The organism is Lacimonas salitolerans (assembly GCF_042677865.1).
Taxonomy (GTDB): Bacteria; Pseudomonadota; Alphaproteobacteria; order Rhodobacterales; family Rhodobacteraceae; genus Lutimaribacter; species Lutimaribacter salitolerans.
The window spans coordinates 65,391-90,857 of the sequence record NZ_JBHUDD010000027.1 but is presented as its reverse complement, the minus strand read 5'-3'; the positions used below and the strand labels follow the sequence as shown (position 1 = coordinate 90,857).

Below are 25,467 nucleotides of genomic sequence, written 5' to 3'. Positions count from 1 at the left end.
CCCTTGTTGTGCCGCGCCATCCTGCGCGGGGCGCGCGGGGTGGTCAAGGGGTGGCCCAGCAGGGCCGCACGGGCAAACAGGATGTCATCGACGGCGATGCCGCCCGGGTCGGTATTGAGCAGCAAGAACCCCGCGATATCGTTCTGCCCGGCCGCACGCACCAGCCCCAGCTCCTTGATGCCGGTGCCCAGTTGCGCATCGTGCCGCGCAAGTGGCTGTCCATCGCGGGCCATGACGATCACCGTGACGCCACCGCGGCGCGTTTGCCGCGCACCCAGAGGGTCGGGATAATCGGAATGGATGCGCAAGCCAAAGGCCGCCTGATCCCGGGGAAACAGCACCGCCAGCGCGCCCTCGCCCCTGCCCGAAATGGCCCCGAACCCGTCCGGCCCAAGCGGAAACACCGCGACCGAGCCAAAGCCGCGATGTTGTGCAAAGGCCAGCCCGCGCCCCGGACCGTGGCCGACCAGCCGCAGCGGCGCATCGGCGCGGACCTGGCTGATGTCGTCATGCCGGGTGTCGTCGTGCCCGTGGCGGATTGCGGGCACCTGCCCGGCAAAGCCCGCCCCGACCTGTACGCCCTCGATCCCCAGTGGATGATCGAACGTCAGCCCCGGTTCAGGGCGCGCGGGCAGGCTGTCGAACGTGACGCGCCCGTCCAGACGCGCGGCCAGATCGGCATAGGGCACCGGCAGCAGCGTATCGGCGCAAACAGGGAGGGTCATCGCCAGCAGGGCCATCGCCGCACCCTGCACGCCACAACGCTTCCGCAATCTTACCACATTTCGCATCTAGGTTGCCCCCTTGTGGGAAAGGTGAAGGGTGAGCCAGGTGCAAAGCAAGCCTGTTGAAAAGCTGTCCGATGCGGATTTGCAGGACCTGTTGCAGGAGATTCGCGGCGGCAGCCTGGCCGATCGGCGCGCCGCGCTGCGTGCCTTTGATTGGGCCAGCGGCGATCTGCGCAAGCTGGGCTGGTCGATGGCGCAGAAAGGCGTTGACCTTGGCACCGCCATGACGGTTTTCCTGAACGGCGCGCCCGCACGCTACACCCACCTGCGCAAGGACAAGGTGCCGCCCGAGGCGCGGGCGCGTTGTCAGGTTCTGGATGCGATCCATCACCGTGCCGTCAGCGGGTTCTACCTGCCCGATCCAGAGCTTGGGATCGAGGATGTGTTCGACGCAATCGCCGAGTGGATCGCCCGGCAGGAAGACGACCGCGCGATGGGCCGGGTGGGCCGCTGGGTGTTCGATCCTGCGCTGTTCACGCCCATCACGTTGAAGGCGGTGCAGGCCGATCACGACGAGGATGACGACCCGACCGTAGTGCAGGACGCCTCGGTGGACAGGTCGATCTTTTCCGATGGCGAAAAGCCCCGCCGCGTCAGCCTGTGGCGCGAGCTGTTGTCCCCCATACTGGGATAGGGCCGACCCCGCGTCACACCAGACGCGAGGTTTCCACCGCGGCGCGGATGAAATCGGCAAACAGCGGGTGCGGATCGAAAGGTTTCGATTTCAGCTCGGGGTGAAACTGGACCCCGATGAACCACGGGTGATCCGACCATTCCACGATTTCCGGCAGCCGCCCGTCCGGGGACATGCCCGAAAAGGTCAGCCCTGCGGATTCAAGCTGCTCGCGATACTTGATATCCACCTCGTAGCGGTGGCGGTGGCGTTCGTCGATGGCCAGCCCGCCATAGACCTTTGCGACCTTGGAGCCTTCTTTCAGCACCGCATCATAGGCACCCAGACGCATGGTGCCGCCCTTGTCGTCGCTGGTCTTGCGCCTGACCTTCTGGTTGCCCTGCACCCATTCCTTGAGGTGGTACACCACCGGCTCGAAACGCTTTTTCCCGGCTTCGTGGTCAAACTCCTCGGACCCGGCGGCGGACAGGCCTGCAACGTTGCGCGCGGCCTCGATCACCGCCATCTGCATGCCCAGACAGATGCCGAGATAGGGGATCTTGCGGGTGCGGGCGAATTCGGCGGCCTTGATCTTGCCCTCGGTGCCGCGCTCGCCAAAGCCGCCGGGCACGATGATGGCGTGGAACCCTTCGAGATGCGGTGCGGCGTCCTCGCGGTCGAACACCTCGGCATCGACCCAGGACACGTTCACCTTGACCCGGTTGGCCATGCCGCCGTGGGTCAGCGCCTCCTTGATGGATTTGTAAGCGTCTTCCAGTTGCGTGTACTTGCCCACGATTGCCACATTCACCGCGCCGTCGGTGTTGTGGATGCGGTCGGCCACATCCTCCCACTTGCGCAGGTCAGGGCGGGGGGCGGGGCTGATCTGGAACGCATCCAGCACGGCCTGATCCAGCCCTTCGTGGTGATAGGCCAGCGGCGCCTCGTAGATCGAGTTCAGGTCATATGCGGCGACCACGTCCTCCTTGCGGACGTTGCAGAACAGGGCAATCTTTTCGCGTTCCTTTTCGGGAATCGGATGTTCGGACCGGCAGACAAGAATGTCGGGTGCGATGCCGATGCTTTGCAGCTCCTTGACGCTGTGCTGGGTCGGCTTTGTCTTCAACTCGCCGCTGGCGGCCAGATAGGGCAGCAGCGTCAGGTGCATGAAGATGCATTGCCCGCGCGGCTTGTCGTGGGAAAACTGGCGGATCGCCTCGAAGAACGGCAGGCCTTCGATGTCGCCCACGGTGCCGCCGATCTCGCACAGCATGAAATCGACCTCGTCCTCGCCCACGCGCAGGAAATCCTTGATCTCGTTGGTGACGTGGGGGACGACCTGAATGGTCTTGCCCAGATAGTCGCCGCGACGTTCCTTTTCCAGCACGTTGGAATAGATGCGCCCGGAGCTGACCGAATCCGTGTTGCGCGCCGGAACGCCGGTGAACCGCTCGTAATGGCCAAGGTCCAGATCGGTTTCGGCCCCGTCATCGGTGACGAAAACCTCGCCATGTTCGAACGGGGACATGGTGCCGGGATCGACGTTCAGATAGGGGTCAAGCTTGCGCAGCCGCACGGAAAAGCCGCGCGCCTGCAACAGCGCGCCAAGCGCCGCCGAGGCCAGGCCCTTGCCCAGCGAGGACACAACGCCGCCCGTGATGAAGATATACCGTGCCATGGTCTGGCTTCTCCCGTGAAGTCGCGAAATGCGAGCGCCCGCCCGGCCCGAAGGACCGCAGCATCACGGGACTTACGCCTTAAAGGATTTTGCGAACAAGCGCAAGCCAACCGCAAGATGCTGTTGCGGGTTTGGCCCTGCCCTCAAACACTTGTGGTTACGATGCGGTGCTGATGTCAGTCGGCGCGGGGCACAAGCGGGGCGGAGTCGCCCGCGCTGGGTGGCAGCAGGCCATCACCCGAGGGCATCGCCGGGGATGCCGGATCGTCGCGATCCTGACTGACCGGGCGGTTGCCGATGCGGTCGAGCACCGAACTGCCCGCCGACTTCTGCGCCGCCACGATGGTCAGCGCCATCGAGGTACAGATGAACGCAATCGCCAGGAACCACGTGACCTTGGCCATGGGCGTCGAAGGCGGACGGCCCGACATGGTGCCACCGCCACCACCACCGATCCCAAGGCCACCGCCCTCGGACTTCTGAATCAGCACGATGCCGATCAGCGACAGCGCCAGAAGAAGGTGGACGATCAGGATGACGTTTTCCATGGGGCCTCGGATTGCCGGAATTGCATAACAGCGCCCATGTAAGGGTCTTTGGCCCAATGGGCAAGCCATCATTCCCGGGGCTGGACAGGATGCGCGGACCTGGCGCATGATCATGCCCATGCCACATGATCACCACGACCACGACCATGCCCACGCCGTTCTGCCGCCCGATCCCGCGCTGCGGGTGAAGGCGATCGAGACGATTCTGACGCAAAAGGGGCTGATCGATCCGGCGGCGCTGGATGAAATCATCGACACTTATGAAAACCGGATCGGGCCAAAGAACGGCGCGCTGGTGGTCGCCAGGGCCTGGAGCGACCCCGAGTTCCGCGCCGCCCTGCTGGCGGATGCGACGGCTGTGGTGGCCGAGTTGGGATTCTACGGGCGTCAGGGCGAGCATATCGTGGTGGTCGAGAACACGCCCCAGGTGCACAACATGGTCGTCTGCACCCTGTGCAGCTGCTATCCATGGCCGCTGCTGGGCATTCCGCCGGGCTGGTACAAATCCGACGCCTACCGTGCCCGCGCCGTGCGTGAACCGCGCAAGGTGCTGGCTGAATTCGGGATCAAGCTGCCCGAAGGCACCAAGGTGCGGGTCTGGGATTCGACCGCCGAGATCCGCTATCTGGTGCTGCCGATGCGCCCCGAGGGCACCGAAGGGCTGATCGAGGCGGAACTGTGCGACTGGGTCACGCGCGATTCGATGATCGGCACCGGCCTGCCGGAGCGCCCCGCATGACACGGGTGCACGACATGGGCGGGCGGTTCGGCGATGGCCCGGTGCAGCCCGGTCCCGAGCCGGTGTTCAAGTACGACTGGCACGCCCGCGCGCTGGCGGTGACGCTGGCGGCAGGGGCGTTGGGGCAGTGGTCGATCGACCGCTCGCGCCACACACGCGAATGCCTGTCGCCGGGGGATTACGCGCGGTTTTCCTATTTCGAGAAATGGATTTCGGCGCTGGCGGACATGCTGGTGGATCAGGGCATCGTGACGCGCGAAGAACTGGCCAGCGGTCAGGCGGCGGGGCGCAGCCCGTTGGCGGAGCGCGCGCTTGCGGCCGAGGATGTGGCGGGCGTGCTGGCGCGGGGCGGTCCGTCGGACCGGGCCACGCAGCAGGCGCCGCGGTTTGCCGTAGGCGATGCCGTGGTCACACGGCGGCCCGCGCGCAACCTGCATGTGACGGGCGGGCATACCCGGCTGCCGGCCTATGCCGCGGGCGTGCCGGGGCGCATTGTGCATCTGCACGGCGCGCATGTGCTGCCCGACACCAATGCGCATGGGTTGGGCGAAGCGCCCGAGCCTCTTTACACCGTGGTGTTTGACGCCGCCGATCTGTGGGGTGCGCCCGAGCGCGCGGGTGACGAGGTGACCTGCGATCTGTGGGACAGCTATCTGAGGCCCGCATGACAGAAACGCCGCCCGCCCCCGTCTTCGCCGAGCCTTGGCATGCGCAGGTCTTTGCGCTGACCGTGCATCTGCATGATCGCGGGCTGTTCACCTGGCCGGACTGGGCCGCACGGTTCGGCGCGGAACTGGCACGGGCGGGGCTGTCGAAAGAGCTGGACGGTGGGGACGATTACTTTACCGCCTGGCTGGCGGCGCTGGAAGGGCTTTTGGTTCAGGATGCCGAGGTGGCACCTGAGGCTGTCGAAGAGATGCGATCCGCCTGGGAGCGGGCCTATCTGGCAACACCGCATGGAGATCCGGTAAAGCTGGCGTGACCTGGCAGTGTTGCATGGCCAAGGCCACGCAACGCAGGGTCAGTCGTCGACGTCGTCCATGTCGGCCTGGCCGCTGAGACGGCGGCGCACGTGGCTCCAGTTCAGGCCGACGCCCAGCACGGTGGACAGGGCCACCAGCGCGATCCATGTGTTTACGGTGGGATCCGCCAGGCTGAGCCAGCCAAAATCATAGGCCACCCAGAGCAGCGCGGCGATGATCGCCAGAACCAGCCCCATGCCGAGCGGCCCGATGGACCGCAGCGTGGCGCGCAGGTAGATGATGAAGCCCACCGTCAGCAGCAGCCCGGCCAGCACCACCAGGGGCATCTGGTCCTCCCACGCGCGGGCGGCCCAGCGGGCAAAGTTCCACTCGGTCGGGTTATAGGTCAGGGCCAGCAACGCAAAGGCCACGAGCCAGCGGGTGATAAAGCCCATCTTGTCCTCCGGGGTCGGGTCGGGGGAGTTTTGACCGCTGTCGGGCGGAGTGTCCAGTGCGCGGTGACTTTCCGGTTTCACCTGCGCCCCGGCCTCGCTATACCCGGCGACGGTTTCTGCCGTCAGAAAAGGATCGTGACATGGCAAACGTGGTCGTCGTGGGGGCCCAGTGGGGCGATGAGGGCAAGGGCAAGATCGTCGACTGGCTGTCCGAGCGCGCCGATGTGATCTGCCGGTTCCAGGGCGGGCACAACGCCGGGCACACGCTGGTGATCGACGGCGAGGTTTTCAAGTTGCACGCGCTGCCCTCGGGCGTGGTGCGGGGCGGCAAGCTGTCGGTGATCGGCAATGGCGTGGTGCTGGACCCCTGGCACCTGATCGAGGAGATCGGCAAGATCCGGGCGCAGGGCGTCGAGATCAGCCCCGAGACGCTGATGATTGCCGAGAACACGCCGCTGATCCTGCCGATCCACGGCGAGCTGGACCGCGCGCGCGAAGAGGCGGCCAGCAAGGGCACCAAGATCGGCACAACCGGGCGCGGGATCGGCCCGGCCTATGAGGACAAGGTGGGCCGTCGCGCGGTGCGGGTGGCCGATCTGGCCGATGACGCCACGCTGATTGCCCGGGTCGATCGTGCGTTGCAGCATCACGATCCGCTGCGCCGGGGTCTGGGCATCGATCCGGTGGATCGCGATGCGCTGATCGATGCGCTGCGCACCATCGCGCCGCAGATCCTGCCCTTTGCCGCGCCGGTCTGGAAGGTGCTGAACGAAAAGCGCCGGGCCGGTAAACGCATCCTGTTCGAAGGCGCGCAGGGGGCGCTGCTGGATATCGATTTCGGGACCTATCCCTTTGTCACCTCGTCCAATGTGATCGCGGGGCAGGCGGCGACGGGCGTCGGTCTGGGACCGGGGGCGGTGGATTACGTGCTGGGCATCGTCAAGGCCTATACCACCCGCGTGGGCGAAGGCCCGTTCCCGACCGAACTGCACGATGCAGACGGTCAGCGGCTGGGCGAGCGCGGGCGCGAGTTTGGCACAACGACCGGGCGCAAGCGGCGCTGCGGCTGGTTCGATGCCGCGCTGGTGCGTCAAACCTGCGCCACCAGCGGCGTGACGGGGATTTCGCTGACCAAGCTGGATGTGCTGGACGGGTTCGACACACTGAAGATCTGCGTGGGTTACAATTTGGACGGTGTCCGGCTGGATTACCTGCCGACGGCGTCGGACAGCCAGGCGCGCTGCACGCCGGTCTACGAAGAAATGCCGGGCTGGCAGGACTCCACCGAAGGTGCACGCAGCTGGGCCGATCTGCCTGCCAATGCCATCAAGTACGTGCGGCGTGTCGAAGAGCTGATCGGCTGTCCGGTCGCTCTATTATCCACGTCACCTGAGCGTGAAGACACGATCCTTGTAACGGACCCGTTTGCAGACTGATGAGCCTGACATATAAATCCCGCAAAAGATGGTCGCTGGTGATCCTGCTGGTGGCGATGCCGCTGTATATCGTGGCAGCGGTGACGTTGGTGGGCTGGTTGTTTCCAGACCCGTTGAACAAGCCGCTGCTGCTCGAACTGCTGGTCTATCTTGGGTTGGGCATCGTGTGGATATTGCCGTTTCGCTTCGTGTTTCGCGGGATCGGGCAGGCCGATCCTGACGCGCCGGAAGAATAGGATATTCAGGGGCGTTCTGCGCCCCTCCGGCCCCTCCCCGCGAGGGCGAGGGGAAGCGCGTGGATCACGACTGGGAACCAATGCAAAACGGCGGGCTGTCATGGCCCGCCGTTTTTGCGTTTCCGTGATAGGGTTCACCCGGCGCGTCGTGCCGAGGGTTGAAAGCCGATCTGGTCGGACACGGTAAAGCGCCCGCCCTTGAGTTTCTGGATCTTGCCCTGGCGCAGAAGCTGACCAAAGCTGCGCAGCCCGTCCTCGCGGCTGAAATCCTCTCCCACGACCGAGCGGGCGCGGGTCATCAGTTGCGGGCGCGTGAACTGGTCGCGGCCTTCGACGAAGGACAGGAAAGAGGCCGCTGCCTCGAGGATTTCCGGCAGGTCGTGGGCGCCTTTTTCCTCGACATATTCGGCGAAGCTGCTGCCGGGTTCCGTGGTGGCCGCGGCCTGGCGCGGTTCTTGCTGGATTTCGGCCATAGACACGCGGCGCGGGCGCACCGGGGCGGGCGGGGCCACGGGCGCATCGATGCGCTGTTCTGCCACCAGTTTCAGCGGTGCGGCGCGGCTTTGTTCCACCGGGCGGGCGGTCTGCGTGCCTTCGGCTCGGGGGCGGCGCGGGCGCACCACGCTGGCCAGATCATCGCGGAAGGCGTCGCTGATCGTGTCGGGGCGTTCGGTTACCCCCGCCTCCTTGTCGGCGCGCGTGGCGGCGACCGCGGCGCGCAGATGAGCGATGGCATTGCGGCGGCTGGCCGATTCGGGCTCGTCCATTTCGCTGATGGTCTTGGCCATCAGGCGGGTCATGTCGCGTTCTGATGCAGCCTCGTCCAACTGGTCCAGCGCGCGGCGACGATCGGCGGGATAGGGTGTGTCATCCTGCGCTTCGGCAAAGATCGAATCGACCTCTTCGCTGTCATCCTCGGGCAGCGTGTCGTCTTCCCTGTGCAGTTCGGCCTCGACCTCGGCCAGTTCGGCCTGCAAATCCGCTTCTTCCTCGGGCGACAGGGCGCTGTCATCCAGCGCGTGCCAGTCGTCCTCCTCGTCCGTTTCTTCAAGGTGACCCTGGGCGATGGCAGCCTCGAAATCGGTGCGCTTCATCTTGACCACGCGGGCGCGCAGCGATGGCTGGGTGGGGTCTTGTGTTGTTTCGGGCGCAGCATGGTTTGCCTGATCCGGCCGCTCGTCGGGCTGATCGGCCAGACCGGCGAGGATATCGTCCAGTTCGTCGCGTTCTTCCTCGACGGTTGTGGCCGCGGGCGTGTCCTCTGCAGTATCGGGGGACAGTCCTGCCAGCCGGTCAAGGATGGCGGCTACGTCATCATCGTCGTCTTCCAGATCTTGTGATGCGTCCTGCGTCGCGGGGGCAGGGGTGATCAACACAGTCTGCTCGGGTTGCGATGCGGCGTTTTCGTCCTCGGTTTCGGGTTCGGGCGAGTCCTGCGCGGTCAGAGTTTCCGGTGGCTGCGGGGCGGACTCCTGCGGGTCGAGCGCGAAGGTGTTGTCCTCGTATTCGTCTTCGTACTCGGCAGCTTCTGCCCCTGTGACGTCGACCTCGGCGATGTCTTCCTGCGGGATGCCATCCCCGGCGTCGTCCTGTGCATCCTCTGTCACCGAAGCCTCGGCGGTATCGGTGTCCTTGGGTGGATCGATCCTGACTTCGGCAAGGATATCGGCCAGTGTAAGGTCATCATCCCCGGCCACATCATCCCCTGTCACGTCTTCAACAGCCATCTCCGCGGCGGCGTCTGCCTTCGCTTCCTCGGTCAGAACGGCGTCCGGCGTGACGGTTTCGGGTTCCGCAAAGATATCGGCGTGCTCGTCCTCGGAATACTCGGCAGGCACGGCCGTATTGCGCGATACAACGGCGCGAATCCGCTGCAGCTTGGCGGCGATGGTGGAGTCTTCGCCAACGGCGCGGCGAACTGGCATGTCTTCGGCGGCGACATCCTCGGCGATCACGTCCTCGGTCACGACGTCCTCGGTCGCCACTTCATCGCTTACGACGTCCTCGGACAGGGCCTGCTCGGGTTGATCCATCGTCGGCGCGTCGGGCCGGGCTGCCGCAACATCCTGCGATTCAGCGGCTGAAGGTGTTTCTTGGGCATGTGCGTCGGCAATCGCATCGGCAGGGGCTTGCCGGGAGTCTTGCAGGTCTTCGGCGGGCGTGGGCTGCGGCTCGGATGTCGCAGTAGGCTCGGGTGTTGCAGCAGGCTCGGTTTTGGCAACAGGCTCGGGTTGCGCCTGGTCTGCAGGCTTGGCCTTGGCGGCAGGCATCGGCGCGGTCAGCGAATAGGTCTCTTCGGGCTGCGCGGCACGCAGGACAATGCCGCCTTTTTCTTCGCGGGCCTCGACCCGGCGGGCAATCTCGCGCTCGGCGATGCGGGCAAGCATTTCGGCATCAGGCACTGGCGGTTCGGCACCGAAATAGCGGTCGTCGGCAGCCAGGTCGCGAAAATACTCCGCGATTGCCTTCATCGTCTCGAACGAGTCGTCGAAGCCTTCCAGCGTACACGAGAACGTGCCATAGGAAACCGTCAGGATTTTACTCGTGTTCACCATGTTCACTTGCCTTTCTTTGCCTGCGACCTTCTCTCTACCATCCCGGTGACGCCGAAACGTGAACGATTCTTCGGTTTTTAACGTATCATTTCATGGCCGGATTTCATGGCCGGATTGTGATTTGTTTCCCAAAACACAGGTAATCCTTCAATGACTGCTAAAATTGTCCAGAGTAACGCGCCCGTAATGCTGCTGGGCGGGGGCGAGGCGGATCTGGCCATGCTGCAGGATCTGCGTCGCCATGCGCCACAGGTCGTTGCCGCCGATGGTGGCGCGGCGCTGGCGCTGGCCGCGGGGATGATGCCGCTGGCGGTGATCGGGGACATGGACAGTCTTGGGGCGGATGATCTGGCGCGGATCGATCCCGCGCTGGTGCACAAGGTAACGGAGCAGGACAGTACCGACTTTGAAAAGGCATTGAGCCGGATCGACGCGCCGCTGGTGCTGGGGCTGGGGTTTCTGGGCGCGCGGCGCGATCACGAACTGGCCAATTACAACACGCTAGTGCGCCACGCCCATCGCGCGTGCATTCTGGCGGGCGGGGACGAGATCGTGTTGCAGGCACCGCCCGACCTGCGGCTTGATCTTGATCCAGGGGCGCGTGTATCGCTGTTTCCGTTGCGGGCGGTCACCGGGCGATCTACCGGCCTGCGCTGGCCCATCGACGGGATCGGCTTTGCCCCTGACGGGCGGATCGGCACGTCGAATGCGGCGACCGGGCCGGTGCACCTGCAATTTGACGCGCCCGGCATGCTGCTTATCCTGCCACGATCGGCTATGCCGCAGGTGGTGCAGGCGGTACTGGCGCGGCGCGGCTGGTGGCCCGCTCTCTGAACACCACGTAGAGACCGGCCGCCATCACGATGCAAATGCCCATGCCCGCCAGCGGATTGGGCCAGTCGGCAAAGATCATCCAGCCGATCAGCGTGGCCACCGGAATTTCCAGATACTGCATCGGGGCAAGGGTGGCCGAGGGCGCATAGCGCAGCGACCATGTCATCAGCAGATGCGCCAGCGTGCCCAGCAGGCCGATGGCCAGCAACAGCGACCATTCATACCCGCCCGAAACCTCGAGCTGCAGCCCGGTGCCATCACCAATGATCATCACCGGCAGCATGATCACCACCGCCATCACGCCGCTGACGGCCTGCAGGCCGATCGGATCGGTCGCCTTGGCGATCTTGCGTGTCACCAGCATGAACAGCGCGAAATTCAGCGCCACGCCAACGGGCAGCACCGCCGGCCAGCCGACATTGGCAAAGCTGGGCTGCACCACCAGCAGTGGCCCGGCAAAGCCCACGGCGCAGGCGGTGATGCGGCGCGGGCCGACCTCTTCCTTTAGAAGGATATTGCCCAATACCATCAGCATGAAAGGCATCACAAAGGTGATCGCGATCGCATCGGCCAGCGGCAGATACCGCAGCGCGGTGAACATCATCGCGATTCCGACCAGATGCATCACCGTGCGCAGAACGGTCAGCCACAGCACCATGCCCCGCATCCGCCAGGCCCGACCGCCAAGGAAGATCAGTGGAATCAGCACGAGCGCCTGTATGCCAAAGCGGAACAGCAAGACCTCGTCCAGCGGCACAGCCTGACCCAGCAGCTTGGCTGTCGCATCCGCAAGCGGTGCGATCACGCAAAAGCCAAGCATCAGCGCAATTCCGAAAAAGGGGCGGTCTGCGTTCATGCGGGCAGGCTAGCGGGGGCGCCCCTGGCTTGCAATCTTTAGTTGATCTGCGCAGGAAGGTTCGCGCGCACGCCGATACGCGCCTGCCAGCGAAACGCATTCAAAAACTGCATTGCGTCCACGGCCCGGGGCCTTAGTCTTGGCGCCAATGCATCAACGGGAGGATACCACCGATGACACTTATCACGCCGACGCGCCGCGAAATCCTCAGACTGGCCGCGATGGCCCCGGCCTTTGCCCTGCCGGCCGCGGTGCGCGCGCAGCTTGGCGTGCCCGATGCGGCCAACCCCGCCCATTTCCGGTTCACGTTGGGCGAGGCGCGGCTGACCATCCTGTCGGACGGGTATTTCAGCCTTCCCACCGACGGGCTGGGTGTGAACGCGCCACGCGACGAGGTCGAGGCCTTTCTGGAGCAGCACTACCTGTCCCCCGAGGACGGCTATTCGCACACCAACCACCTGCTGGTGGAACTGGGCGATGCCAGGGTGCTGGTCGATGTCGGATCGGGCAGCCGGTTCATGCCGACCACGGGCCGCCTGATGGCGAACATCGAGGCGGCGGGCGTCGATCCCTCCGGGATCACCCACGTGGTGATCACCCATGCGCATCCAGATCACATCTGGGGCATCCGCGATGACTTTGACGAGCCGTTGTTCCCCGACGCGCAGTATTTCATCGGGCAGGTGGAGCATGATTACTGGATGCAGGACGATCTGGTGAATCAGGTCGCGGCCGAGGATCAGCAATTCGTCGTCGGCGCGGTCAATTCGATCACCATCGACGGGGTCGAGTGGACTTTGTTGCAGGACGGTGACGAGGTCGTTCCGGGCCTGCGCGTCATCGACACGCCCGGCCACACGCCGGGCCATCAAAGCGTCGTGCTGGACTCCGGTGGCAAGCAGTTGATGGCGCTGGGGGACGCCATGTCGCACGCCTATACCAACTTTGCCCATCCTGACTGGTACAACGCCTTTGACGCAGACGGCGATCAGACTGTGGCGACCCGAAAGCGCCTGCTGGACATGGCCGCCGCCGACCGGATCGCGGTTCTGGGCTATCACTTCCCGTTTCCGGGTGTGGGGCATGTGCTTCGCGAGGACGACAGCTATCGCTTTCTCCCGGCGCTGTGGCAATTCCAGGACTGACCGCGCCGCAGTGCGCGCAACCTGTTTTCCTCTCTCTGCAAATATCCCGGGGGGTGTGGGGGGCTGGCCCCCCACCTCTGGCGGCGTGCGGGATGCACGGCGCACACCTTGTGTGTGACGCCGCGACGCCCCGTCCCTCTGGCCTTCACGCGCGCCCTGCGCTATCTGCGCCATAACACATGACGCGGGAGAGACAGATGGCCGATAGCGCGAAATACGAACAAGCCGGCCCGGTCGAGGAAAACTGGCGCGATGCCATTTCGTCGATCGAGGACATCATCGAGGACGCGCGCAACGGGCGGATGTTCATCCTTGTCGATCACGAGGATCGCGAGAACGAGGGCGATCTGGTGATCCCCGCCCAGATGGCCACGCCCGAGGCGATCAATTTCATGGCCACCCACGGGCGCGGGCTGATCTGCCTGTCGATGACCAGCGCGCGCGTCGATCAGTTGGGCCTGCAACTGATGAGCATCAACAACTCCAGCCGCCATGAAACGGCCTTTACCATCTCGATCGAGGCGCGCGAGGGTGTGAGCACCGGCATTTCCGCCCATGACCGCGCCCGCACCGTTTCGGTGGCGATCGACGCGTCCAAGGGCGCGCAGGACATCGCCACACCGGGGCACGTGTTTCCCCTGCGCGCGCGCGATGGCGGCGTGCTGGTGCGCGCGGGCCATACCGAGGCGGCGGTCGATGTGGCGCGTCTGGCCGGGCTGAACCCCAGCGGCGTTATCTGCGAGATCATGAATGACGACGGCAGCATGGCGCGGCTGCCCGACCTGGTGGCCTTTGCCCAGCGGCACGGTCTGAAGATCGGCACGATTTCCGACCTGATCGGCTATCGCCGCCGTCATGACAACCTGGTGCGGATGCGCAGCGATCAGACCATCACCAGCGAATTCGGCGGTGACTGGCAGATGCGCGTCTATACGGACGAGACGCAAGGCGCCGAGCATATTGCGCTGATCAAGGGCGATATCTCGGGTGACGCGCCGGTGCTGGTGCGGATGCACGCACTGGACCCGCTGCGCGACATGGTGGGCGCCGGTCCGGCGGGCCGCGCGTTCGAGTTCTCGGACTCGATGCGCCAGATCGCGGCCGAAGGGCGCGGCGTTCTGGTGCTGCTGCGTGATCTGGACATGAAGGTCGTGCAGGATGACGAAGTCAGCCCCCATACCCTGCGGCAATACGGGCTGGGGGCGCAGATCCTGTCGTCGCTGGGCCTGTCGAAACTCGAACTGCTGACCAATTCGGGCCTGCCGCGCGTGGTCGGGCTCGATGCCTATGGCCTTGAAATCACCGGAACCCGCAAGATCGAAAGGGACGCCTGACATGGCCGGATCGGAAACCCATTACATCCTGCCGCGCCCGACCTTCGACAAGCCGGTGAAACTGCTGATCGTGGTGGCGCCGTACTATAAGGACATCGCCGACAACCTGATCGCCGGGGCCGTGGCCGAGATCGAGGCGGTGGGTGGCACGTTCGAGGTGGTCGAGGTGCCCGGCGCGCTGGAAATCCCGCCCGCCATCGGCATGGCCGAACGGATGGCGAATTTCGACGGCTATGTCGCGCTGGGCTGCATCATCCGGGGCGAGACGACGCATTATGATACGGTCTGCAATGACAGCAGCCGCGGTCTGACCCTGCTGGGCCTGCAAGGGCTGTGCATCGGCAACGGTATCCTGACCGTGGAAAACCGCAAACAGGCCGAGGTGCGCGCCGATCCGAAGGACCAGAACAAGGGCGGTGGTGCTGCGGCTGCGGCCTTGCATCTGCTGGCGCTTGCCCGTAAGTGGGGCGCGCCCCGCGGAGGTGTGGGGTTTCAGCCCGCGCGCGATGAATATCAGGTGGCGGGCCCCTCACAGGACGACAGCACCGCATGACCAACCGCTCCGCGACCCGGCCCGACGCCGATACCCGACGCCAGATGAAATCGGCCGCGCGGCTTTATGCCGTGCAGGCGCTGTTCCAGATGGAGCAGTCGGGGCAGGACGCAGATGGCGTGGTGCGCGAGTTTCTGGACCACCGTTTCGGCGCAAGCTATGAGGGCGACGAGATGGCCGAGGGCCATCCCGACCTGTTCCGCGACCTCGTGGATCAGGCGGTGAACTGGCAGACCAGGATCGACCACATGACCGACCGCGCACTGGTGGTGGCCTGGCCTTTGGGGCGCATCGATTCGGTGCTGCGCGCGCTGTTTCGTGCCGCCGGGGCCGAACTGGTGTCCAAGGACACGCCGCCGCGCGTGGTGATCAAGGAATTCGTCGACATTGCCGGGGCGTTCTTTCCCGACGGGCGCGAACCCGCCTTCGTCAACGCGGTGCTGGACCACATGGCGCGCGAGGCCCGGCCCGAAGCGTTCTAGACTGCTTTGGCCCGCAAATCGGGCACCTGCTCTGCCTCGAACCTCTGGTGATAGGCCACAAGGGTCGGATGGGCCAAGGCGGCCTGTTTCAACGGCGTGTCAAGCGCAGGGGTCAGGATGCTTTCCAGCATGCCGAACAGGCTTGTGTCGATGGCCGAGGGCTGCGCGCCCATCAGATAGGGCTTGTCACCAAGATAATTTGCCAGCGCCGACAGCGCCTCGTCCCCAAAGCGATAGATCTGCGCGCCGTTATGCCTGCCCATGCCCTGGCTGTTCAGCGACCTGTGCACATAACGCTGCACCATGGCAAAGACCACCGGACGGATCAGGGCGGGCACCGGCTTGAAAAACGCATCGCGGGTGGCATCGGGATTGTCGATCCAGCGCGAATGGACCAGCACCCAGCACAACTGATCTTCGATCAAGGCGCGAAAACCGGTTGCGATCGCGTGCTCGTGATCCGACAGGTGCGCATCAAGGTCGACCCCATGCGCCTGCGTCAGATGCTGCTGGGTCAGATGCGAATCCGGGATCGTCTTTCCCGCATCCCTGAGAAACGGAAGTTTCTTCTTGGGCGCGCGGCGGGGATCGCCCGCGACCCGCTCGTACGTCAAGCCGGCGATTTCCAGCAGAGCCAGCGATTTCACGGAAAACGGGCTGGGGCTGATCATGCCCATGGCGGGGGCAAAACAGTGCAGTCGCAACATGGCACTCTCCTTGCGTCAGGATGTCGCAAGAGTAGCCGGGGATGATGACCCTGTCATGTCACCATCCCCCAAGCCGTCACAGGTCCAAGACCTGCCCCACGGCCAGAACCGCGCCGGTGGGTTGACCCGTGGGCGAGCCGCCCGGTGGCTCGTCCGAGATGGCCAGCACCAGCCCCTGCGGGGACACGCCCTGCGGCAGGGTGATCGCCCCGCGCCCGTCGTCGGGCATCACGCCAAGCGACACCGGCGCGTTGTCGCCCGCGATGGCCCACAATTCGTGCACCCGTCCGGTATCGGGGCCGCCCGCCGTGCGGGTGATGCGCAGTTGATCGGTGGCCCCGTCAAACACCGCCAGAACCCGCAGGCTGGAATCCTCGGCCACCACTTCGGAGACATAGACAGGGGCCGGGCCAACCGGGCCGGGCTGCGTCTGCATCACCTGCCAGGCGAACACGCCTGCGACGGCAAGCGAGGCAAGCGATACCCCCTGCCACAGGCCCAGCCGCTGCCAGAAGGGCAGGGTGCGCGGCGTCTCTTCACCGAACAGGCGGGCCATCAGCTCGGCCTTGACCGCGCTTGGCGGGGGCACGGGTTGAAACTCGGCGTCCAGACCGGCGAAACGCCGGTTCCAGCGCGCGACCTCGGCCATCAGGCCGGGGTTGCCGGTCAACTGATCCTCGAAATCGCGTTCTTCGCGGGCGGAAAGCAGACGCAGCACGTATTCGCCCGCGCGCAGGCTGTATTCGCGGTTTTCCATCACGGCGTCTGTCATTGACCCATACACTCCCTCAGACTCAGCAGGCTGCGACGCAGCCAGGTGCGCACCGTGTTCAGCGGCACGTCGAATTTCCGGGCCAGCTCGGAATAGCTGAGCCCCTCGAGATAGGCCCCGCGCACGGCCTTGTCGCGCGGGTCGTCCAGCGTGGCCAGACAGGCGGTGATCTCGCCCAGTTGCGCACTGGCCAGAACCGCCTGCTCGGGCGTCGGGTCCGAGGAGGGCAGCCGCTCGGCCACCTCATCCACGTCGTCGGTGACGCGTGCCGCCCGCAGCTTGTCGATGGCGGTGTTGCGCGCGATCGAGACCATCCAGCCCATCGCGGAACTTCCCCCACCGGCATAGCGGTCGGCATAGCGCCAGATCTTCATCCATGCCTCTTGCAGCGCGTCTTCGGCTGTGGCGTGGTCCTTCAACACACGCACGCAGACGCCAAACAGTTTCGGGGCCGCCACATCATAAAGCTGTGCATAGGCGCGCCGGTCGCCCAGTGAGACGCGCGACAACAGCTGCTCGATCAGTGCAGGATCAGCCAAACCGTGGCTCCTTCCTCATGATTTCATTTTTTTCGACTTAATTTTACCATAAATAACAAGATGTTAACCTTTTCTGGGTCGAAAAGCGTCTTTTTCGTGAAACTTATTTCTCGATGGGTCCGTCCTTGTTGATGTCGGGGGCGACACGGAAAAGGAAGACAACGATGATGCAGACATTGAAAACCCGCCTGGGACTGGATTTGGCAAAAGACGTCAGCGCCGAACCTGTTCCGCCCAAGGTGACGCGGACAGAGATCGCAACGCTGTTCCGCTACGAGCTGGGCTATGCCGCCCGTGGCTTTAACGGTCTGTGACTGTTTTCACCCATCAAACCATTCTCGCTCGGAGACCTGACATGACCCTGTTGATCAAAGCCCGCCAGAACCGCCTCATCGCCCTGCAAAAGCTGCAGGCGCAGCACACCAACCTCTTTGCCGATCTGTCGCAGCGCCCTGCGCCGGTCGATTTCCGCAGCCGCCGTGCGGCTTGATCCACACGCTCTGACCAACCGTTGAAGGAATCTCTGACATGACCCTGCTGATCAAGGCCCGCCAGAACCGTCTCAAAGCCCTGCGTGCGCGCGACGGCAAGCCGCATCATGCCCTGCGTCCCGATGCGCGGCCCATGTATCTGCGCCGCGCGCCTGCTGCATAAGCGCGCAGGATAGGCCAAATAAGGCCGATACCGGCGTCTGCGCGGTCAACGGGGTTGAAGCGATACCGGGGCAGAGTATCTTTGTCATATTCAAAAGGAGCGATCCAATGCCCAAGCTGATCCGTCTCTACATCGTGAATGTCGCCATCGGTTTTGCCATCGCGGCGGCCTTTGTGGGCATGCTGCTGTATTTCAACATCGCCAACCTGTGGCACCTTGTGACCCATTCGGACAAGGGGTTGCTGGCGGTGATCATCCTTTGGTTCGCCAATGGCATCGTCTTTGCAGGCGTGCAGTTTGCCATCGCCGTGATGCGCATGAAGGATGATGACGATGACGAACCGCGCGGCGGCAACCGCGCGCCGGTGGTCCGCGTCGACATGAGCCGCCCTGTCCCGGTGTCAGCCCCGGCCAAGGCGCCGCGTCGCCGCTGAACTGCTGTGGGGTAGTGTGGCGGGCCCGCAGCGACCGTTTGGTTATCTCATTCCCGAGGACCTGTGTGTACAGGTGGGCGTCAGGTAACCGGACCAGGGCCCGGACAGAGCCAACTCCCTCGGAGATGCTTAAGGCCACCGGAATGCAACCGTGTAACGAGAAGAGCAGCACCCGCCACCACAGCACATAAGCCGACATGGAGGCTCCGACAAGGGCTTGTCTTTGTTCCGTGTTTGTTCATATTTGACGCATGACCCTGCGCACCCAACCCGGACAGATGCTTGCGCGTGGCGTATGCCGCCATCTGACCGAGCTTGGCTTTGTCTCGATCGAGGAATTCGTGCCCTGCCGTGGCCTGCGCGTGGACGTCATGGCGCTGGGTCCCAAGGGCGAGTTATGGGTGATCGAGTGTAAATCCAGCCGTGCCGATTTCATGTCCGATAGCAAGTGGCAGGGCTATCTGGAGTGGTCCGACAGGTTTTTCTGGGCCGTCGACGCCGATTTTCCGACCGAATTGCTGCCCGATGAAACCGGGCTGATCCTGGCCGATGCCTGGGGGGCCGAACTGATCCGCAGCGGGCATGAATCCCGGCTGGCCCCGGCACGGCGCAAGGCGATGGTGCAGAAATTCGCAACCCACGCCGCAAGGCGGCTTCAGGCGCTGCGCGACCCCGAGTTCATTTTTTCGGTTTGACGCCGCGCGCGGCCCGGGCGGCGGCGCGGATTTCCTCGGCGATTTCCTCGGCCTCTTCGGGCTCGAAATCCATCGGGACCTCGACGCCATCGGCCTCGATGTACAGGCGCACCATGCCCTGATCGGTCGGACCGATTTGCAGGTTGGCTGTCACGTCGCGTTCGCTGTTGATGCCCATCTGTCGTCTCCTTGGTCTGAAGGGCGATTATCCCTTTCCCCCTTGCTTGGCAAGCGCGGGCGCAGTCAGATGGGGCATGGATGATATCGAACTGCGCGATCTGGAAATCGGCGATGCGGGCTGGCTGATCCAGCAGCATGGCGTTCTGTATGCCCGCGACGAAGGGTTCGATGCCACGTTCGAGGCGCTGGTGGCCGAGGTGCTGGCCGAATTCATCCGCAGCCACGATCCGGCCTGCGAACGGGCCTGGATCGCGTGGCGCGGGGGTGAACGTCTGGGCAGCATATTCTGCGTCCGTCAGGACGACACCACAGCCAAGCTGCGGCTGTTCCTGCTGGTGCCGCAGGCGCGTGGCACCGGTCTGGGGCGGCACCTGCTGGCGACCTGCACGGATTGGGCGCGGGGGCGGGGATATGCGCGCATGCAGCTTTGGACCCACGAAAGCCACCGCGCCGCCTGCGCGCTGTATGCGCGCAACGGCTGGTCCTGCACGGCATCGCGCCCGGTGCACAGTTTCGGTGTCGATCTGGTGGAACAGGCGTGGGAGATTGATTTGCAGACGCGGTGAAAAATCGCGGCAACGCCCTTGCATTCATTCACCCTTGCGGGTAGATCGCCCGTCAGTGCCGCCTTAGCTCAGTTGGTTAGAGCGCTGGATTGTGGATCCAGAGGTCCCCCGTTCAAGCCGGGGAGGCGGTACCATCAGTCACCCGCATCAACCGTTATTTCCTGCATCATCGCCCCCGTGGTGCGGTTGTAGATCAGGATGCGGTCATCCGCCGTCACGATGGCATACCAGCCCGCACCTTGGGTAAAGGCGGTGGCGGTTGCGCCGCCGGGCAGAGTGATCTGATCGGGCAGGGCGGGGCCGGTGTCGCGCAGGGCCGTGACAAGCAGGGCAATGATCACTATGACCCCGACGATCATCACCGCTGTCAGGGTTGTCACCAGACGGCGCAGGAATTTCAGGTTGGCCGGTTCCTCCGGCTGGGGCAGGTCATCCATGCAAAGCACCCTTGTATCCGTCTGCATCGGCACCGCGCCGCCGCCCCGCCTTGATAAGGCGCTGGCGCGCGATGTGCCAGAGGATGCGGCGCTGTCGCGCACACGCCTGGCGCGGCTGATCGCGGACGGGTCGGTGCAGGTGAACGGCGCGCCCGTGACCGACCCCAAGGCCCGCGTGGCCGAGGGCGATGTGGTCGAGATCACCGTGCAGCAAGCCGCCGAAAGCCATATCGGGGCCGAGGATATCGCCCTGTCCGTGGTGTTCGAGGATGATGACCTGATCGTGATCGACAAGCCGGCGGGCATGGTCGTGCATCCCGCCCCCGGCAGCCCCGGTGGTACGCTGGTCAACGCGCTGCTGCATCATTTTGGTGGCACCCTGTCGGGCGTGGGCGGGTCCAAGCGCCCGGGCATCGTGCACCGGATCGACAAGGATACCAGCGGCTTGCTGGTGGTGGCGAAATCCGACCGGGCGCATCACGGGCTGGCCGCGCAGTTCGAGAAACACACGGCCGAGCGCGCCTATCTTGCGCTGTGCAACGGCGTGCCCGATCCGGGCGATCCGCGCCTGAATGGCGTGCGCGGTGTCAGTTTCGAACCCGGCGCCGTGCTCAAGATCACCACCCAGCTGGCCCGACACAAGACCGACCGGCAAAAACAGGCCGTGCTGTTTCAGGGCGGGCGGCATGCGGTGACCCGGGCGCGCGTGCTGGAAAGTTTCGGCACGCCCGGCGTGGCGGCGCTGGTGGAGTGTCGGCTGGAAACCGGGCGCACGCATCAGATCCGGGTGCATATGGCGCATGTGGGCCACGGGCTGATCGGTGATCCGGTCTATGGCGGGCGGCGCAAGGTCTCGCAAAAGGCACTGCCGGCAGCGGCGGTCGCGGCGGTGCGCGTTTTCCCCCGGCAGGCGCTGCATGCGGCGACCCTGGGCTTTGTCCACCCCGTCAGCGGAGAGCCGTTGCGCTTTGACGCGCCCTTGCCGCAGGATTTTGCCGGTTTATTGGAAACCTTGCGGGGCTGACCCGCGTTGCACAAGAGAGTGATCGGGCTGACATATCCCGCGAAAAACGACGGAGCGCCTCCCATGTTCCGTATAGTGGAAACAGACCCTTGAAAGCGGGGCCATGACATCCCATGTGGATGTTAAACCCTTAAACATTAAGGAAGGGACAGGGAACATGAGCAATTATGGAAATCTCCCGGCACCGACGCCGGAAGGCGGGCTGAACCGCTACATGCAGGAAATACGCAAGTTTCCCCTGCTGGAGCCCGAAGAGGAATACATGCTGGCCAAGCGCTGGGTCGAGCAGGAAGACACCGAGGCCGCGCACAAGATGGTCACCAGCCACCTGCGTCTGGCGGCCAAGATCGCCATGGGCTATCGTGGCTATGGCCTGCCCACCGCCGAGGTGATTTCCGAGGCCAACGTGGGCCTGATGCAGGCGGTCAAGCGGTTCGACCCGGAAAAGGGCTTTCGCCTTGCGACCTATGCCATGTGGTGGATCCGTGCCAGCATTCAGGAATACATCCTGCGGTCCTGGAGCCTTGTGAAACTGGGCACGACATCGGCACAGAAAAAGCTGTTCTTCAACCTGCGCAAGGCCAAGGCCCGCATCGGCGCGCTGGAAGACGGCGACATGCGCCCCGAGAACGTCAAGCAGATCGCACATGATCTGGGCGTGACCGAGGACGAGGTGATCAGCATGAACCGCCGCATGTCCGGCGGCGATGCCTCGCTGAACGCCACTGTCGGGTCCGAGGGCGAAGGCACGATGCAGTGGCAGGACTGGCTGGAGGACGAAAGCGCAGATCAGGCCGGCGAGTATGCCGAGCGCGACGAGCTTGTGGCGCGGCGCGAGTTGCTGGCGCAGGCGATGGATGTGCTGAACGAGCGTGAGCGCGATATCCTGACCCAGCGCCGCCTGTCGGACGAGACCGTGACGCTGGAGGATCTGAGCACGCAATACGACGTCAGCCGCGAGCGCATCCGCCAGATCGAGGTGCGGGCGTTCGAAAAGCTGCAACAGCGCATGCGCGAACTGGCGGTCGAAAAGGGCATGTTGCCCGCAGCCTGATCTACACAAGCCGCTCGAAATCCGGCCCCGTGCATCCCCTGCGCGGGGCCTTGTCTTTGCTGCGTGGGCGCGGTGATATGGCGGCGATGGGTCAGATCGTATTTCACGTGCCGCGCGACTGGGTGACCGACCGCGCCGCCATGCTGCCGTTCTATCAGAAACTGATGGCCGGGCTGGATCAGCGCGGCATCGTCTGGCGTGCGGTGGCGATAGACCGCGACGCGCTGCCCGCCAGTCTGGATGCCGATGACGCCTTTCACATCGTCAATCACGGGCAGGTGCGCCATCCCCGCGCGCTGAACGCCGGGATCGCCTATATCTACCCGTTCTGGAACCTTGATCCGCAGGGCATCCGCGCGTTTTCGTCCATCGCCGACATGGCCTTTCGCCCCGCGCGGATCGACGGCGACAAGGCGCGCGCATTCTTTCACCGGCTGCGCACCCGGCTGGTGAGCACCCGCACCTCGCGCTATGACCAACCTCAGGATGCCGAGGCGCTGCCGCAGGCGCAGGCGGCGGTGTTCTTACAATCCGAAACCCACCGCATCGTGGGCGAGACATGCCACATGGATCGCTGGACCATGCTGGACACCGTGCTGGCCGCCACCACCGGCCAAGTGATCGTGAAGCCGCATCCGCGCGAGATGGACAGCGATGTGCTGGAGCGGCTGGTGGGAATGCGCGCCACGCATCCACGGCTGCATATCAGCATGGGCAACATCCACGACATCCTCGCCGCCAGCGACCGGGTGGTGACGATCAACTCGGCCGTCGGCGTCGAGGCCTATCTGCATCGCAAACCCGTTATCCTGTGCGGGCAGAGCGATTTTCACCACGTCGCCACCGTGGCGCGCGATGCGGATGCGTTGGAAATGGCGCTGCGCGCGCCGCCCCCCGCGCGCCAGTATGCCAAGTATGTCTACTGGTACTTCGGGCGGATGTGCATCAACGCCGGGTCGGATGCGATGCCGGATCAGGTGCTCCGGCGTATTCGTGCCACCGGGTACGATATCTGACCCCTCGCATTGAAGCCGGGGCAGCGAATGGCCACCTTCTCATGTGAAGCAGACAAAAGGAGATGACGGTATGAAACCAGTCCGCACGATGATCCTGCTGGCCAGCGAAAAGCGCATGCGCCTGATCGAAAACGCCGGTGTCGGCAAGGGTTTGGCCGAGATTGCCGACTACACCGTCGATGATCTGGGCGAGGTGCGCGCCAGCTACACCGATGCGCCGGGCCGTCAGCAGGCTTCGCCGGGGGATGGCGGGCACGGGTTCGAACGCCCCACCTCGGTCCGGCGGCAAAAGCGCGAGGATTTCGCCAGCCACGTCATGGAAGAGGCCGCCGATATGTTTGCGCGACACGGCTATGACCGTCTGGTGATTTCAGCATCGCCCAAGATGCTGGGCGCGCTGCGCGACGAGATGCCGGATGCACTGAAAAAAGCGCTGCACGCGGACCTGGACAAGGATCTGGCCAAGCTGCCGCTGAAAGACCTCGACACGCATCTGGCCGATGTGCTGGCGGTCTGACGGTCACTCCAGCCGGGCGCGCAGCACCCGCACCATGTTGCCGCCCATCACCTTTGCGATCTGATCCTCGGTCAGACCTTGTTCCAGCAGGGCATGGGTCAGCGCGGGCAGTTCCGATGTGTCAAAGGCGGTTTCGACCGACCCGTCGAAATCCGACCCCAGCGAGACGTGATCGACCCCCACCGCGTCAATCGCCGCCGCGATCATGTCGGCGATGCCGTTGGGGGTGATCGGCCCGCAGACCACATCGGCCCAGTAGCCCATGCCGATCACCCCGCCGCTGGCCGCAATCTGGCGCATCAACTCGTCGGGCAGGTTGCGGGTGACTTCGCATTGCGAATGCAGCCCGGTGTGCGACAGCACGATGGGCACATCGGTCATCGCCAGCACCTGCTGCACCACCTGCGGGCTGGAATGGGCCACGTCGATGATCACCGGGCGGCTGGTAAGCTCGGTCACCACCTGCCGGCCAAACTCGGTCAGGCCCCTGTCGCCGGTGCCGTGCAGCGAACTGCCCAGTTCGTTGTCAAAGAAATGGTGCAGCCCGAACAGCCGGTGGCCCGCGTCATACAGGCCGTCCAGCTTGGCCAGATCGCCCTCGATCGCGTGCAGGCCCTCGACCCCCAGAATACCGCCGACAACGTCCTGACCGCTTGCGCGGGCTTCCAGCACGGCGTCCAGATCGGCCAGTGACCTGATGACCTTCAACTGCCCGTCAAGCCGCGCCTCGAACCGGTGCAGTTTCTCGGCCTGATACAGGGCGCGCTGGTAGATGCTCGTCCATGTGCGCATCGGCCACAACTGCCCGATCGCCAGAAAGGTGATGTTGTCGGCGGTATCCGCGCTGTTTTCCTCGTAATTCTGCCCGGCGGGGGATTTGGTGACCGCGGTAAAGACCTGCACCGCCACGCCGCCTTCGATCAGGCGGGGGATGTCGACCTGCCCGCGCGTGTCGCGTTCGGCCAGATCGCGTTTCCACAGCAGCGGATCGGCATGCCAGTCGCCCACGGTCAGGCTGTCGTGCAGGGCGCGGGCCTCGGCCGACACCGGGTAAGGATCATGCGGAATCACCGCATTGCGCTGCGACTCGACATAGGCGGGGGCGAAGATGAAGAAAGCCGCCAGCGCAAAAAGGGCCAGAACGGTCAGGGCCAACAGCCCCCTGAATATGATGCGCATCGGTGCCCCCCTTGATCTTATCCGGCATGCTGCGCGAGAATCACAAGCACGCCAAGCCTGACGCAAGGTCGGGCGCTGGCGAACCAGGAGGGTGTGCGATGGCAGGCGGATGGTCGCGCGATGGCGCGGTAAGCGAACAGATCGAAGCCTCGATCGAGGATGAGTTGAAACGCATGAAGGCCCGCCCGCAACCCGTGGGCGACAGCCTGACCGAATGTGCCGAATGTGGCGAAGAGATCGCGCAGGCGCGGCGCGAGGCGCTGCCGGGCGTCAAGCTGTGCGTTGATTGCGCCGCCGAGCGGGACGGGCGCAGCGCGGCGCGGGGCGGGATCAACCGACGCGGATCGAAGGACAGTCAGTTGAAGTGACTGGCCTGCACACCCGAGGCAGGTTTGGGCTGCGGGCGTGCTGCCTTTCAGTTTGAAGGCTAGACAAACGAATACACCCCCGCCGTCTGGCGAGGGTGTGATCATGCAGAA

The 25,467-nt window shown here is 64.6% G+C and carries 33 protein-coding genes and 1 tRNA gene; 23 read left to right on the top strand and 11 right to left on the bottom strand.

Features of this window, described 5'->3' with window-relative positions; genetic code table 11:
* The first annotated feature begins 831 nt into the window (after nt 1-831).
* Nucleotides 832-1,422, top strand: a complete 591-nt coding sequence (locus ACFTOW_RS02840) for a hypothetical protein (protein WP_379912858.1) — start codon at nt 832-834, stop codon at nt 1,420-1,422.
* Between the two features lie 13 nt (nt 1,423-1,435).
* On the opposite strand, the gene ACFTOW_RS02835 is transcribed toward ACFTOW_RS02840, so the two are convergent.
* Together ACFTOW_RS02835 and secG are read right to left on the bottom strand one after the other, a co-directional pair.
* Nucleotides 1,436-3,079, bottom strand: coding sequence for a CTP synthase (locus tag ACFTOW_RS02835; protein ID WP_379912856.1), 1,644 nt, complete (start codon nt 3,077-3,079; stop codon nt 1,436-1,438).
* 176 nt (nt 3,080-3,255) lie between these two features.
* The gene (secG, locus tag ACFTOW_RS02830; RefSeq protein ID WP_379912854.1) at nt 3,256-3,627 is read right to left on the bottom strand and encodes a preprotein translocase subunit SecG; all 372 of its coding nucleotides are present in this window, start codon (nt 3,625-3,627) and stop codon (nt 3,256-3,258) included.
* Nucleotides 3,628-3,745: 118 nt separating this feature from the next.
* On the opposite strand from secG, the gene nthA reads away from it, so the two are divergent.
* Genes nthA through ACFTOW_RS02815 form a run of 3 tightly spaced genes read left to right on the top strand, consistent with a single transcriptional unit; the run spans nt 3,746 to nt 5,348 of the window.
* Entirely contained in the window at nt 3,746-4,366 is a 621-nt protein-coding gene (nthA, locus tag ACFTOW_RS02825; RefSeq protein ID WP_379913250.1) for a nitrile hydratase subunit alpha, read from the top strand.
* Nucleotides 4,363-5,034 (top strand): nitrile hydratase subunit beta, encoded by a 672-nt coding sequence (nthB, locus tag ACFTOW_RS02820; protein ID WP_379912852.1) that lies wholly within the window; start codon nt 4,363-4,365, stop codon nt 5,032-5,034. The genes nthA and nthB overlap by 4 nt, the downstream gene beginning before the upstream one ends.
* Complete coding sequence (locus ACFTOW_RS02815; protein ID WP_379912850.1) at nt 5,031-5,348, top strand: nitrile hydratase accessory protein; 318 nt, start codon at nt 5,031-5,033, stop codon at nt 5,346-5,348. Before nthB ends, ACFTOW_RS02815 begins: the two co-directional genes overlap by 4 nt.
* A 39-nt stretch (nt 5,349-5,387) precedes the next feature.
* Here the strand turns inward: ACFTOW_RS02815 and ACFTOW_RS02810 are convergent, their stop codons facing one another.
* Entirely contained in the window at nt 5,388-5,783 is a 396-nt protein-coding gene (locus ACFTOW_RS02810) for a DUF6524 family protein (protein ID WP_379912848.1), read from the bottom strand.
* Nucleotides 5,784-5,923: 140 nt separating this feature from the next.
* On the opposite strand from ACFTOW_RS02810, the gene ACFTOW_RS02805 reads away from it, so the two are divergent.
* Together ACFTOW_RS02805 and ACFTOW_RS02800 are read left to right on the top strand one after the other, a co-directional pair.
* Entirely contained in the window at nt 5,924-7,219 is a 1,296-nt protein-coding gene (locus ACFTOW_RS02805; protein WP_379912846.1) for an adenylosuccinate synthase, read from the top strand.
* Nucleotides 7,219-7,455, top strand: coding sequence for a DUF2842 domain-containing protein (locus ACFTOW_RS02800; protein WP_379912844.1), 237 nt, complete (start codon nt 7,219-7,221; stop codon nt 7,453-7,455). The genes ACFTOW_RS02805 and ACFTOW_RS02800 overlap by 1 nt, the downstream gene beginning before the upstream one ends.
* Before the next feature lie 134 nt (nt 7,456-7,589).
* Here ACFTOW_RS02800 and ACFTOW_RS02795 read toward each other — a convergent pair whose 3' ends face one another.
* Nucleotides 7,590-10,010 carry a chemotaxis protein CheA gene (locus ACFTOW_RS02795; protein ID WP_379912842.1) on the bottom strand — a complete coding sequence of 807 codons (2,421 nt, stop codon included), beginning with the start codon at nt 10,008-10,010 and terminating at the stop codon, nt 7,590-7,592.
* Nucleotides 10,011-10,196: 186 nt separating this feature from the next.
* Here ACFTOW_RS02795 and ACFTOW_RS02790 point away from each other — a divergent pair, with 186 nt between their 5' ends.
* On the top strand, nt 10,197-10,844 hold the full coding sequence (locus tag ACFTOW_RS02790) for a thiamine diphosphokinase (protein WP_379912840.1): 648 nt from the start codon (nt 10,197-10,199) through the stop codon (nt 10,842-10,844).
* Here ACFTOW_RS02790 and ACFTOW_RS02785 read toward each other — a convergent pair.
* Nucleotides 10,786-11,700, bottom strand: a complete 915-nt coding sequence (locus ACFTOW_RS02785) for a DMT family transporter (protein WP_379912838.1) — start codon at nt 11,698-11,700, stop codon at nt 10,786-10,788. The two genes, ACFTOW_RS02790 and ACFTOW_RS02785, sit on opposite strands and share 59 nt — an antisense overlap.
* A 173-nt stretch (nt 11,701-11,873) precedes the next feature.
* On the opposite strand from ACFTOW_RS02785, the gene ACFTOW_RS02780 reads away from it, so the two are divergent.
* The 4 genes from ACFTOW_RS02780 to nusB all read left to right on the top strand — a co-directional run bounded on the left by ACFTOW_RS02780 (nt 11,874) and on the right by nusB (nt 15,214).
* The gene (locus ACFTOW_RS02780) at nt 11,874-12,845 is read left to right on the top strand and encodes an MBL fold metallo-hydrolase (protein ID WP_379912836.1); all 972 of its coding nucleotides are present in this window, start codon (nt 11,874-11,876) and stop codon (nt 12,843-12,845) included.
* Nucleotides 12,846-13,042: 197 nt separating this feature from the next.
* A complete protein-coding gene (gene ribB, locus ACFTOW_RS02775; RefSeq protein ID WP_379912834.1) occupies nt 13,043-14,179 on the top strand; it encodes a 3,4-dihydroxy-2-butanone-4-phosphate synthase in 1,137 nt (378 codons plus the stop codon).
* Between the two features lies 1 nt (nt 14,180).
* Complete coding sequence (locus ACFTOW_RS02770; protein ID WP_379912832.1) at nt 14,181-14,732, top strand: 6,7-dimethyl-8-ribityllumazine synthase; 552 nt, start codon at nt 14,181-14,183, stop codon at nt 14,730-14,732.
* Entirely contained in the window at nt 14,729-15,214 is a 486-nt protein-coding gene (gene nusB, locus ACFTOW_RS02765; protein ID WP_379912830.1) for a transcription antitermination factor NusB, read from the top strand. The genes ACFTOW_RS02770 and nusB overlap by 4 nt, the downstream gene beginning before the upstream one ends.
* Here the strand turns inward: nusB and ACFTOW_RS02760 are convergent.
* From ACFTOW_RS02760 to ACFTOW_RS02750, 3 genes are all read right to left on the bottom strand, one after another.
* Nucleotides 15,211-15,921 carry a glutathione S-transferase family protein gene (locus ACFTOW_RS02760; RefSeq protein WP_379912828.1) on the bottom strand — a complete coding sequence of 237 codons (711 nt, stop codon included), beginning with the start codon at nt 15,919-15,921 and terminating at the stop codon, nt 15,211-15,213. The two genes, nusB and ACFTOW_RS02760, sit on opposite strands and share 4 nt — an antisense overlap.
* A gap of 76 nt (nt 15,922-15,997) precedes the next feature.
* Nucleotides 15,998-16,693 carry an anti-sigma factor gene (locus tag ACFTOW_RS02755; protein ID WP_379912826.1) on the bottom strand — a complete coding sequence of 232 codons (696 nt, stop codon included), beginning with the start codon at nt 16,691-16,693 and terminating at the stop codon, nt 15,998-16,000.
* Nucleotides 16,690-17,232, bottom strand: coding sequence for a sigma-70 family RNA polymerase sigma factor (locus ACFTOW_RS02750; protein ID WP_379912824.1), 543 nt, complete (start codon nt 17,230-17,232; stop codon nt 16,690-16,692). The genes ACFTOW_RS02755 and ACFTOW_RS02750 overlap by 4 nt, the downstream gene beginning before the upstream one ends.
* Before the next feature lie 164 nt (nt 17,233-17,396).
* Here ACFTOW_RS02750 and ACFTOW_RS02745 point away from each other — a divergent pair, with 164 nt between their 5' ends.
* The 5 genes from ACFTOW_RS02745 to ACFTOW_RS02725 all read left to right on the top strand — a co-directional run bounded on the left by ACFTOW_RS02745 (nt 17,397) and on the right by ACFTOW_RS02725 (nt 19,015).
* Entirely contained in the window at nt 17,397-17,546 is a 150-nt protein-coding gene (locus ACFTOW_RS02745; RefSeq protein ID WP_379912822.1) for a hypothetical protein, read from the top strand.
* 41 nt (nt 17,547-17,587) lie between these two features.
* Complete coding sequence (locus ACFTOW_RS02740) at nt 17,588-17,722, top strand: hypothetical protein (protein WP_379912820.1); 135 nt, start codon at nt 17,588-17,590, stop codon at nt 17,720-17,722.
* A 38-nt stretch (nt 17,723-17,760) separates the two neighbouring features.
* Nucleotides 17,761-17,886, top strand: coding sequence for a hypothetical protein (locus tag ACFTOW_RS02735; protein ID WP_379912818.1), 126 nt, complete (start codon nt 17,761-17,763; stop codon nt 17,884-17,886).
* A 107-nt stretch (nt 17,887-17,993) separates the two neighbouring features.
* Nucleotides 17,994-18,320, top strand: a complete 327-nt coding sequence (locus ACFTOW_RS02730) for a hypothetical protein (protein WP_379912816.1) — start codon at nt 17,994-17,996, stop codon at nt 18,318-18,320.
* A 251-nt stretch (nt 18,321-18,571) separates the two neighbouring features.
* Nucleotides 18,572-19,015, top strand: a complete 444-nt coding sequence (locus ACFTOW_RS02725) for an MmcB family DNA repair protein (protein WP_379912814.1) — start codon at nt 18,572-18,574, stop codon at nt 19,013-19,015.
* Here the strand turns inward: ACFTOW_RS02725 and ACFTOW_RS02720 are convergent.
* Nucleotides 18,999-19,193 carry a DUF6324 family protein gene (locus ACFTOW_RS02720; protein ID WP_379912812.1) on the bottom strand — a complete coding sequence of 65 codons (195 nt, stop codon included), beginning with the start codon at nt 19,191-19,193 and terminating at the stop codon, nt 18,999-19,001. The genes ACFTOW_RS02725 and ACFTOW_RS02720 overlap by 17 nt on opposite strands.
* A gap of 76 nt (nt 19,194-19,269) precedes the next feature.
* On the opposite strand from ACFTOW_RS02720, the gene ACFTOW_RS02715 reads away from it, so the two are divergent.
* A complete protein-coding gene (locus ACFTOW_RS02715; RefSeq protein ID WP_379912810.1) occupies nt 19,270-19,761 on the top strand; it encodes a GNAT family N-acetyltransferase in 492 nt (163 codons plus the stop codon).
* Between the two features lie 57 nt (nt 19,762-19,818).
* Nucleotides 19,819-19,895: transfer RNA gene (locus tag ACFTOW_RS02710), tRNA-His, on the top strand.
* Here the strand turns inward: ACFTOW_RS02710 and ACFTOW_RS02705 are convergent.
* A complete protein-coding gene (locus ACFTOW_RS02705; protein ID WP_379912808.1) occupies nt 19,896-20,198 on the bottom strand; it encodes a DUF6476 family protein in 303 nt (100 codons plus the stop codon).
* Between ACFTOW_RS02705 and ACFTOW_RS02700 the strand changes: the two genes are divergently transcribed.
* From ACFTOW_RS02700 to ACFTOW_RS02685, 4 genes are all read left to right on the top strand, one after another.
* Entirely contained in the window at nt 20,197-21,222 is a 1,026-nt protein-coding gene (locus ACFTOW_RS02700; RefSeq protein ID WP_379912806.1) for an RluA family pseudouridine synthase, read from the top strand. The two genes, ACFTOW_RS02705 and ACFTOW_RS02700, sit on opposite strands and share 2 nt — an antisense overlap.
* Nucleotides 21,223-21,379: 157 nt before the next feature.
* Nucleotides 21,380-22,276 carry an RNA polymerase sigma factor RpoH gene (gene rpoH / locus ACFTOW_RS02695; RefSeq protein ID WP_379912804.1) on the top strand — a complete coding sequence of 299 codons (897 nt, stop codon included), beginning with the start codon at nt 21,380-21,382 and terminating at the stop codon, nt 22,274-22,276.
* Between the two features lie 86 nt (nt 22,277-22,362).
* Complete coding sequence (locus ACFTOW_RS02690; protein ID WP_379912802.1) at nt 22,363-23,292, top strand: capsular polysaccharide export protein, LipB/KpsS family; 930 nt, start codon at nt 22,363-22,365, stop codon at nt 23,290-23,292.
* A gap of 70 nt (nt 23,293-23,362) precedes the next feature.
* Nucleotides 23,363-23,809 (top strand): baeRF12 domain-containing protein, encoded by a 447-nt coding sequence (locus ACFTOW_RS02685; RefSeq protein ID WP_379912800.1) that lies wholly within the window; start codon nt 23,363-23,365, stop codon nt 23,807-23,809.
* Nucleotides 23,810-23,812: 3 nt separating this feature from the next.
* Here the strand turns inward: ACFTOW_RS02685 and ACFTOW_RS02680 are convergent, their stop codons facing one another.
* Nucleotides 23,813-24,988 carry a dipeptidase gene (locus ACFTOW_RS02680; protein ID WP_379912798.1) on the bottom strand — a complete coding sequence of 392 codons (1,176 nt, stop codon included), beginning with the start codon at nt 24,986-24,988 and terminating at the stop codon, nt 23,813-23,815.
* A 98-nt stretch (nt 24,989-25,086) separates the two neighbouring features.
* On the opposite strand from ACFTOW_RS02680, the gene ACFTOW_RS02675 reads away from it, so the two are divergent.
* A complete protein-coding gene (locus tag ACFTOW_RS02675) occupies nt 25,087-25,356 on the top strand; it encodes a DksA/TraR family C4-type zinc finger protein (RefSeq protein ID WP_379912796.1) in 270 nt (89 codons plus the stop codon).
* Nucleotides 25,357-25,467: the final 111 nt, after the last annotated feature.

Excerpts from the sequence above, each read along its gene's own strand:
- nthB (WP_379912852.1), top strand. The coding sequence starts at position 4,363 with ATGACACGGGTGCACGACATGGGCGGGCGGTTCGGCGATGGCCCGGTG.
- ACFTOW_RS02715 (WP_379912810.1), top strand. The coding sequence starts at position 19,270 with ATGGATGATATCGAACTGCGCGATCTGGAAATCGGCGATGCGGGCTGG.
- ACFTOW_RS02815 (WP_379912850.1), top strand. The coding sequence starts at position 5,031 with ATGACAGAAACGCCGCCCGCCCCCGTCTTCGCCGAGCCTTGGCATGCG.
- ACFTOW_RS02730 (WP_379912816.1), top strand. The coding sequence starts at position 17,994 with ATGCCCAAGCTGATCCGTCTCTACATCGTGAATGTCGCCATCGGTTTT.
- ACFTOW_RS02795 (WP_379912842.1), bottom strand. The coding sequence starts at position 10,010 with ATGGTGAACACGAGTAAAATCCTGACGGTTTCCTATGGCACGTTCTCG.
- ACFTOW_RS02810 (WP_379912848.1), bottom strand. The coding sequence starts at position 5,783 with ATGGGCTTTATCACCCGCTGGCTCGTGGCCTTTGCGTTGCTGGCCCTG.
- ACFTOW_RS02780 (WP_379912836.1), top strand. The coding sequence starts at position 11,874 with ATGACACTTATCACGCCGACGCGCCGCGAAATCCTCAGACTGGCCGCG.
- secG (WP_379912854.1), bottom strand. The coding sequence starts at position 3,627 with ATGGAAAACGTCATCCTGATCGTCCACCTTCTTCTGGCGCTGTCGCTG.
- nusB (WP_379912830.1), top strand. The coding sequence starts at position 14,729 with ATGACCAACCGCTCCGCGACCCGGCCCGACGCCGATACCCGACGCCAG.
- ACFTOW_RS02700 (WP_379912806.1), top strand. The coding sequence starts at position 20,197 with ATGCAAAGCACCCTTGTATCCGTCTGCATCGGCACCGCGCCGCCGCCC.
- ACFTOW_RS02770 (WP_379912832.1), top strand. The coding sequence starts at position 14,181 with ATGGCCGGATCGGAAACCCATTACATCCTGCCGCGCCCGACCTTCGAC.
- ACFTOW_RS02785 (WP_379912838.1), bottom strand. The coding sequence starts at position 11,700 with ATGAACGCAGACCGCCCCTTTTTCGGAATTGCGCTGATGCTTGGCTTT.
- ACFTOW_RS02675 (WP_379912796.1), top strand. The coding sequence starts at position 25,087 with ATGGCAGGCGGATGGTCGCGCGATGGCGCGGTAAGCGAACAGATCGAA.
- ribB (WP_379912834.1), top strand. The coding sequence starts at position 13,043 with ATGGCCGATAGCGCGAAATACGAACAAGCCGGCCCGGTCGAGGAAAAC.
- ACFTOW_RS02760 (WP_379912828.1), bottom strand. The coding sequence starts at position 15,921 with ATGTTGCGACTGCACTGTTTTGCCCCCGCCATGGGCATGATCAGCCCC.
- rpoH (WP_379912804.1), top strand. The coding sequence starts at position 21,380 with ATGAGCAATTATGGAAATCTCCCGGCACCGACGCCGGAAGGCGGGCTG.
- ACFTOW_RS02755 (WP_379912826.1), bottom strand. The coding sequence starts at position 16,693 with ATGACAGACGCCGTGATGGAAAACCGCGAATACAGCCTGCGCGCGGGC.
- ACFTOW_RS02705 (WP_379912808.1), bottom strand. The coding sequence starts at position 20,198 with ATGGATGACCTGCCCCAGCCGGAGGAACCGGCCAACCTGAAATTCCTG.
- ACFTOW_RS02720 (WP_379912812.1), bottom strand. The coding sequence starts at position 19,193 with ATGGGCATCAACAGCGAACGCGACGTGACAGCCAACCTGCAAATCGGT.
- ACFTOW_RS02805 (WP_379912846.1), top strand. The coding sequence starts at position 5,924 with ATGGCAAACGTGGTCGTCGTGGGGGCCCAGTGGGGCGATGAGGGCAAG.
- ACFTOW_RS02690 (WP_379912802.1), top strand. The coding sequence starts at position 22,363 with ATGGGTCAGATCGTATTTCACGTGCCGCGCGACTGGGTGACCGACCGC.
- ACFTOW_RS02680 (WP_379912798.1), bottom strand. The coding sequence starts at position 24,988 with ATGCGCATCATATTCAGGGGGCTGTTGGCCCTGACCGTTCTGGCCCTT.
- ACFTOW_RS02800 (WP_379912844.1), top strand. The coding sequence starts at position 7,219 with ATGAGCCTGACATATAAATCCCGCAAAAGATGGTCGCTGGTGATCCTG.
- ACFTOW_RS02725 (WP_379912814.1), top strand. The coding sequence starts at position 18,572 with ATGACCCTGCGCACCCAACCCGGACAGATGCTTGCGCGTGGCGTATGC.
- ACFTOW_RS02835 (WP_379912856.1), bottom strand. The coding sequence starts at position 3,079 with ATGGCACGGTATATCTTCATCACGGGCGGCGTTGTGTCCTCGCTGGGC.
- ACFTOW_RS02745 (WP_379912822.1), top strand. The coding sequence starts at position 17,397 with ATGATGCAGACATTGAAAACCCGCCTGGGACTGGATTTGGCAAAAGAC.
- nthA (WP_379913250.1), top strand. The coding sequence starts at position 3,746 with ATGCCACATGATCACCACGACCACGACCATGCCCACGCCGTTCTGCCG.
- ACFTOW_RS02740 (WP_379912820.1), top strand. The coding sequence starts at position 17,588 with ATGACCCTGTTGATCAAAGCCCGCCAGAACCGCCTCATCGCCCTGCAA.
- ACFTOW_RS02735 (WP_379912818.1), top strand. The coding sequence starts at position 17,761 with ATGACCCTGCTGATCAAGGCCCGCCAGAACCGTCTCAAAGCCCTGCGT.
- ACFTOW_RS02790 (WP_379912840.1), top strand. The coding sequence starts at position 10,197 with ATGCTGCTGGGCGGGGGCGAGGCGGATCTGGCCATGCTGCAGGATCTG.
- ACFTOW_RS02685 (WP_379912800.1), top strand. The coding sequence starts at position 23,363 with ATGAAACCAGTCCGCACGATGATCCTGCTGGCCAGCGAAAAGCGCATG.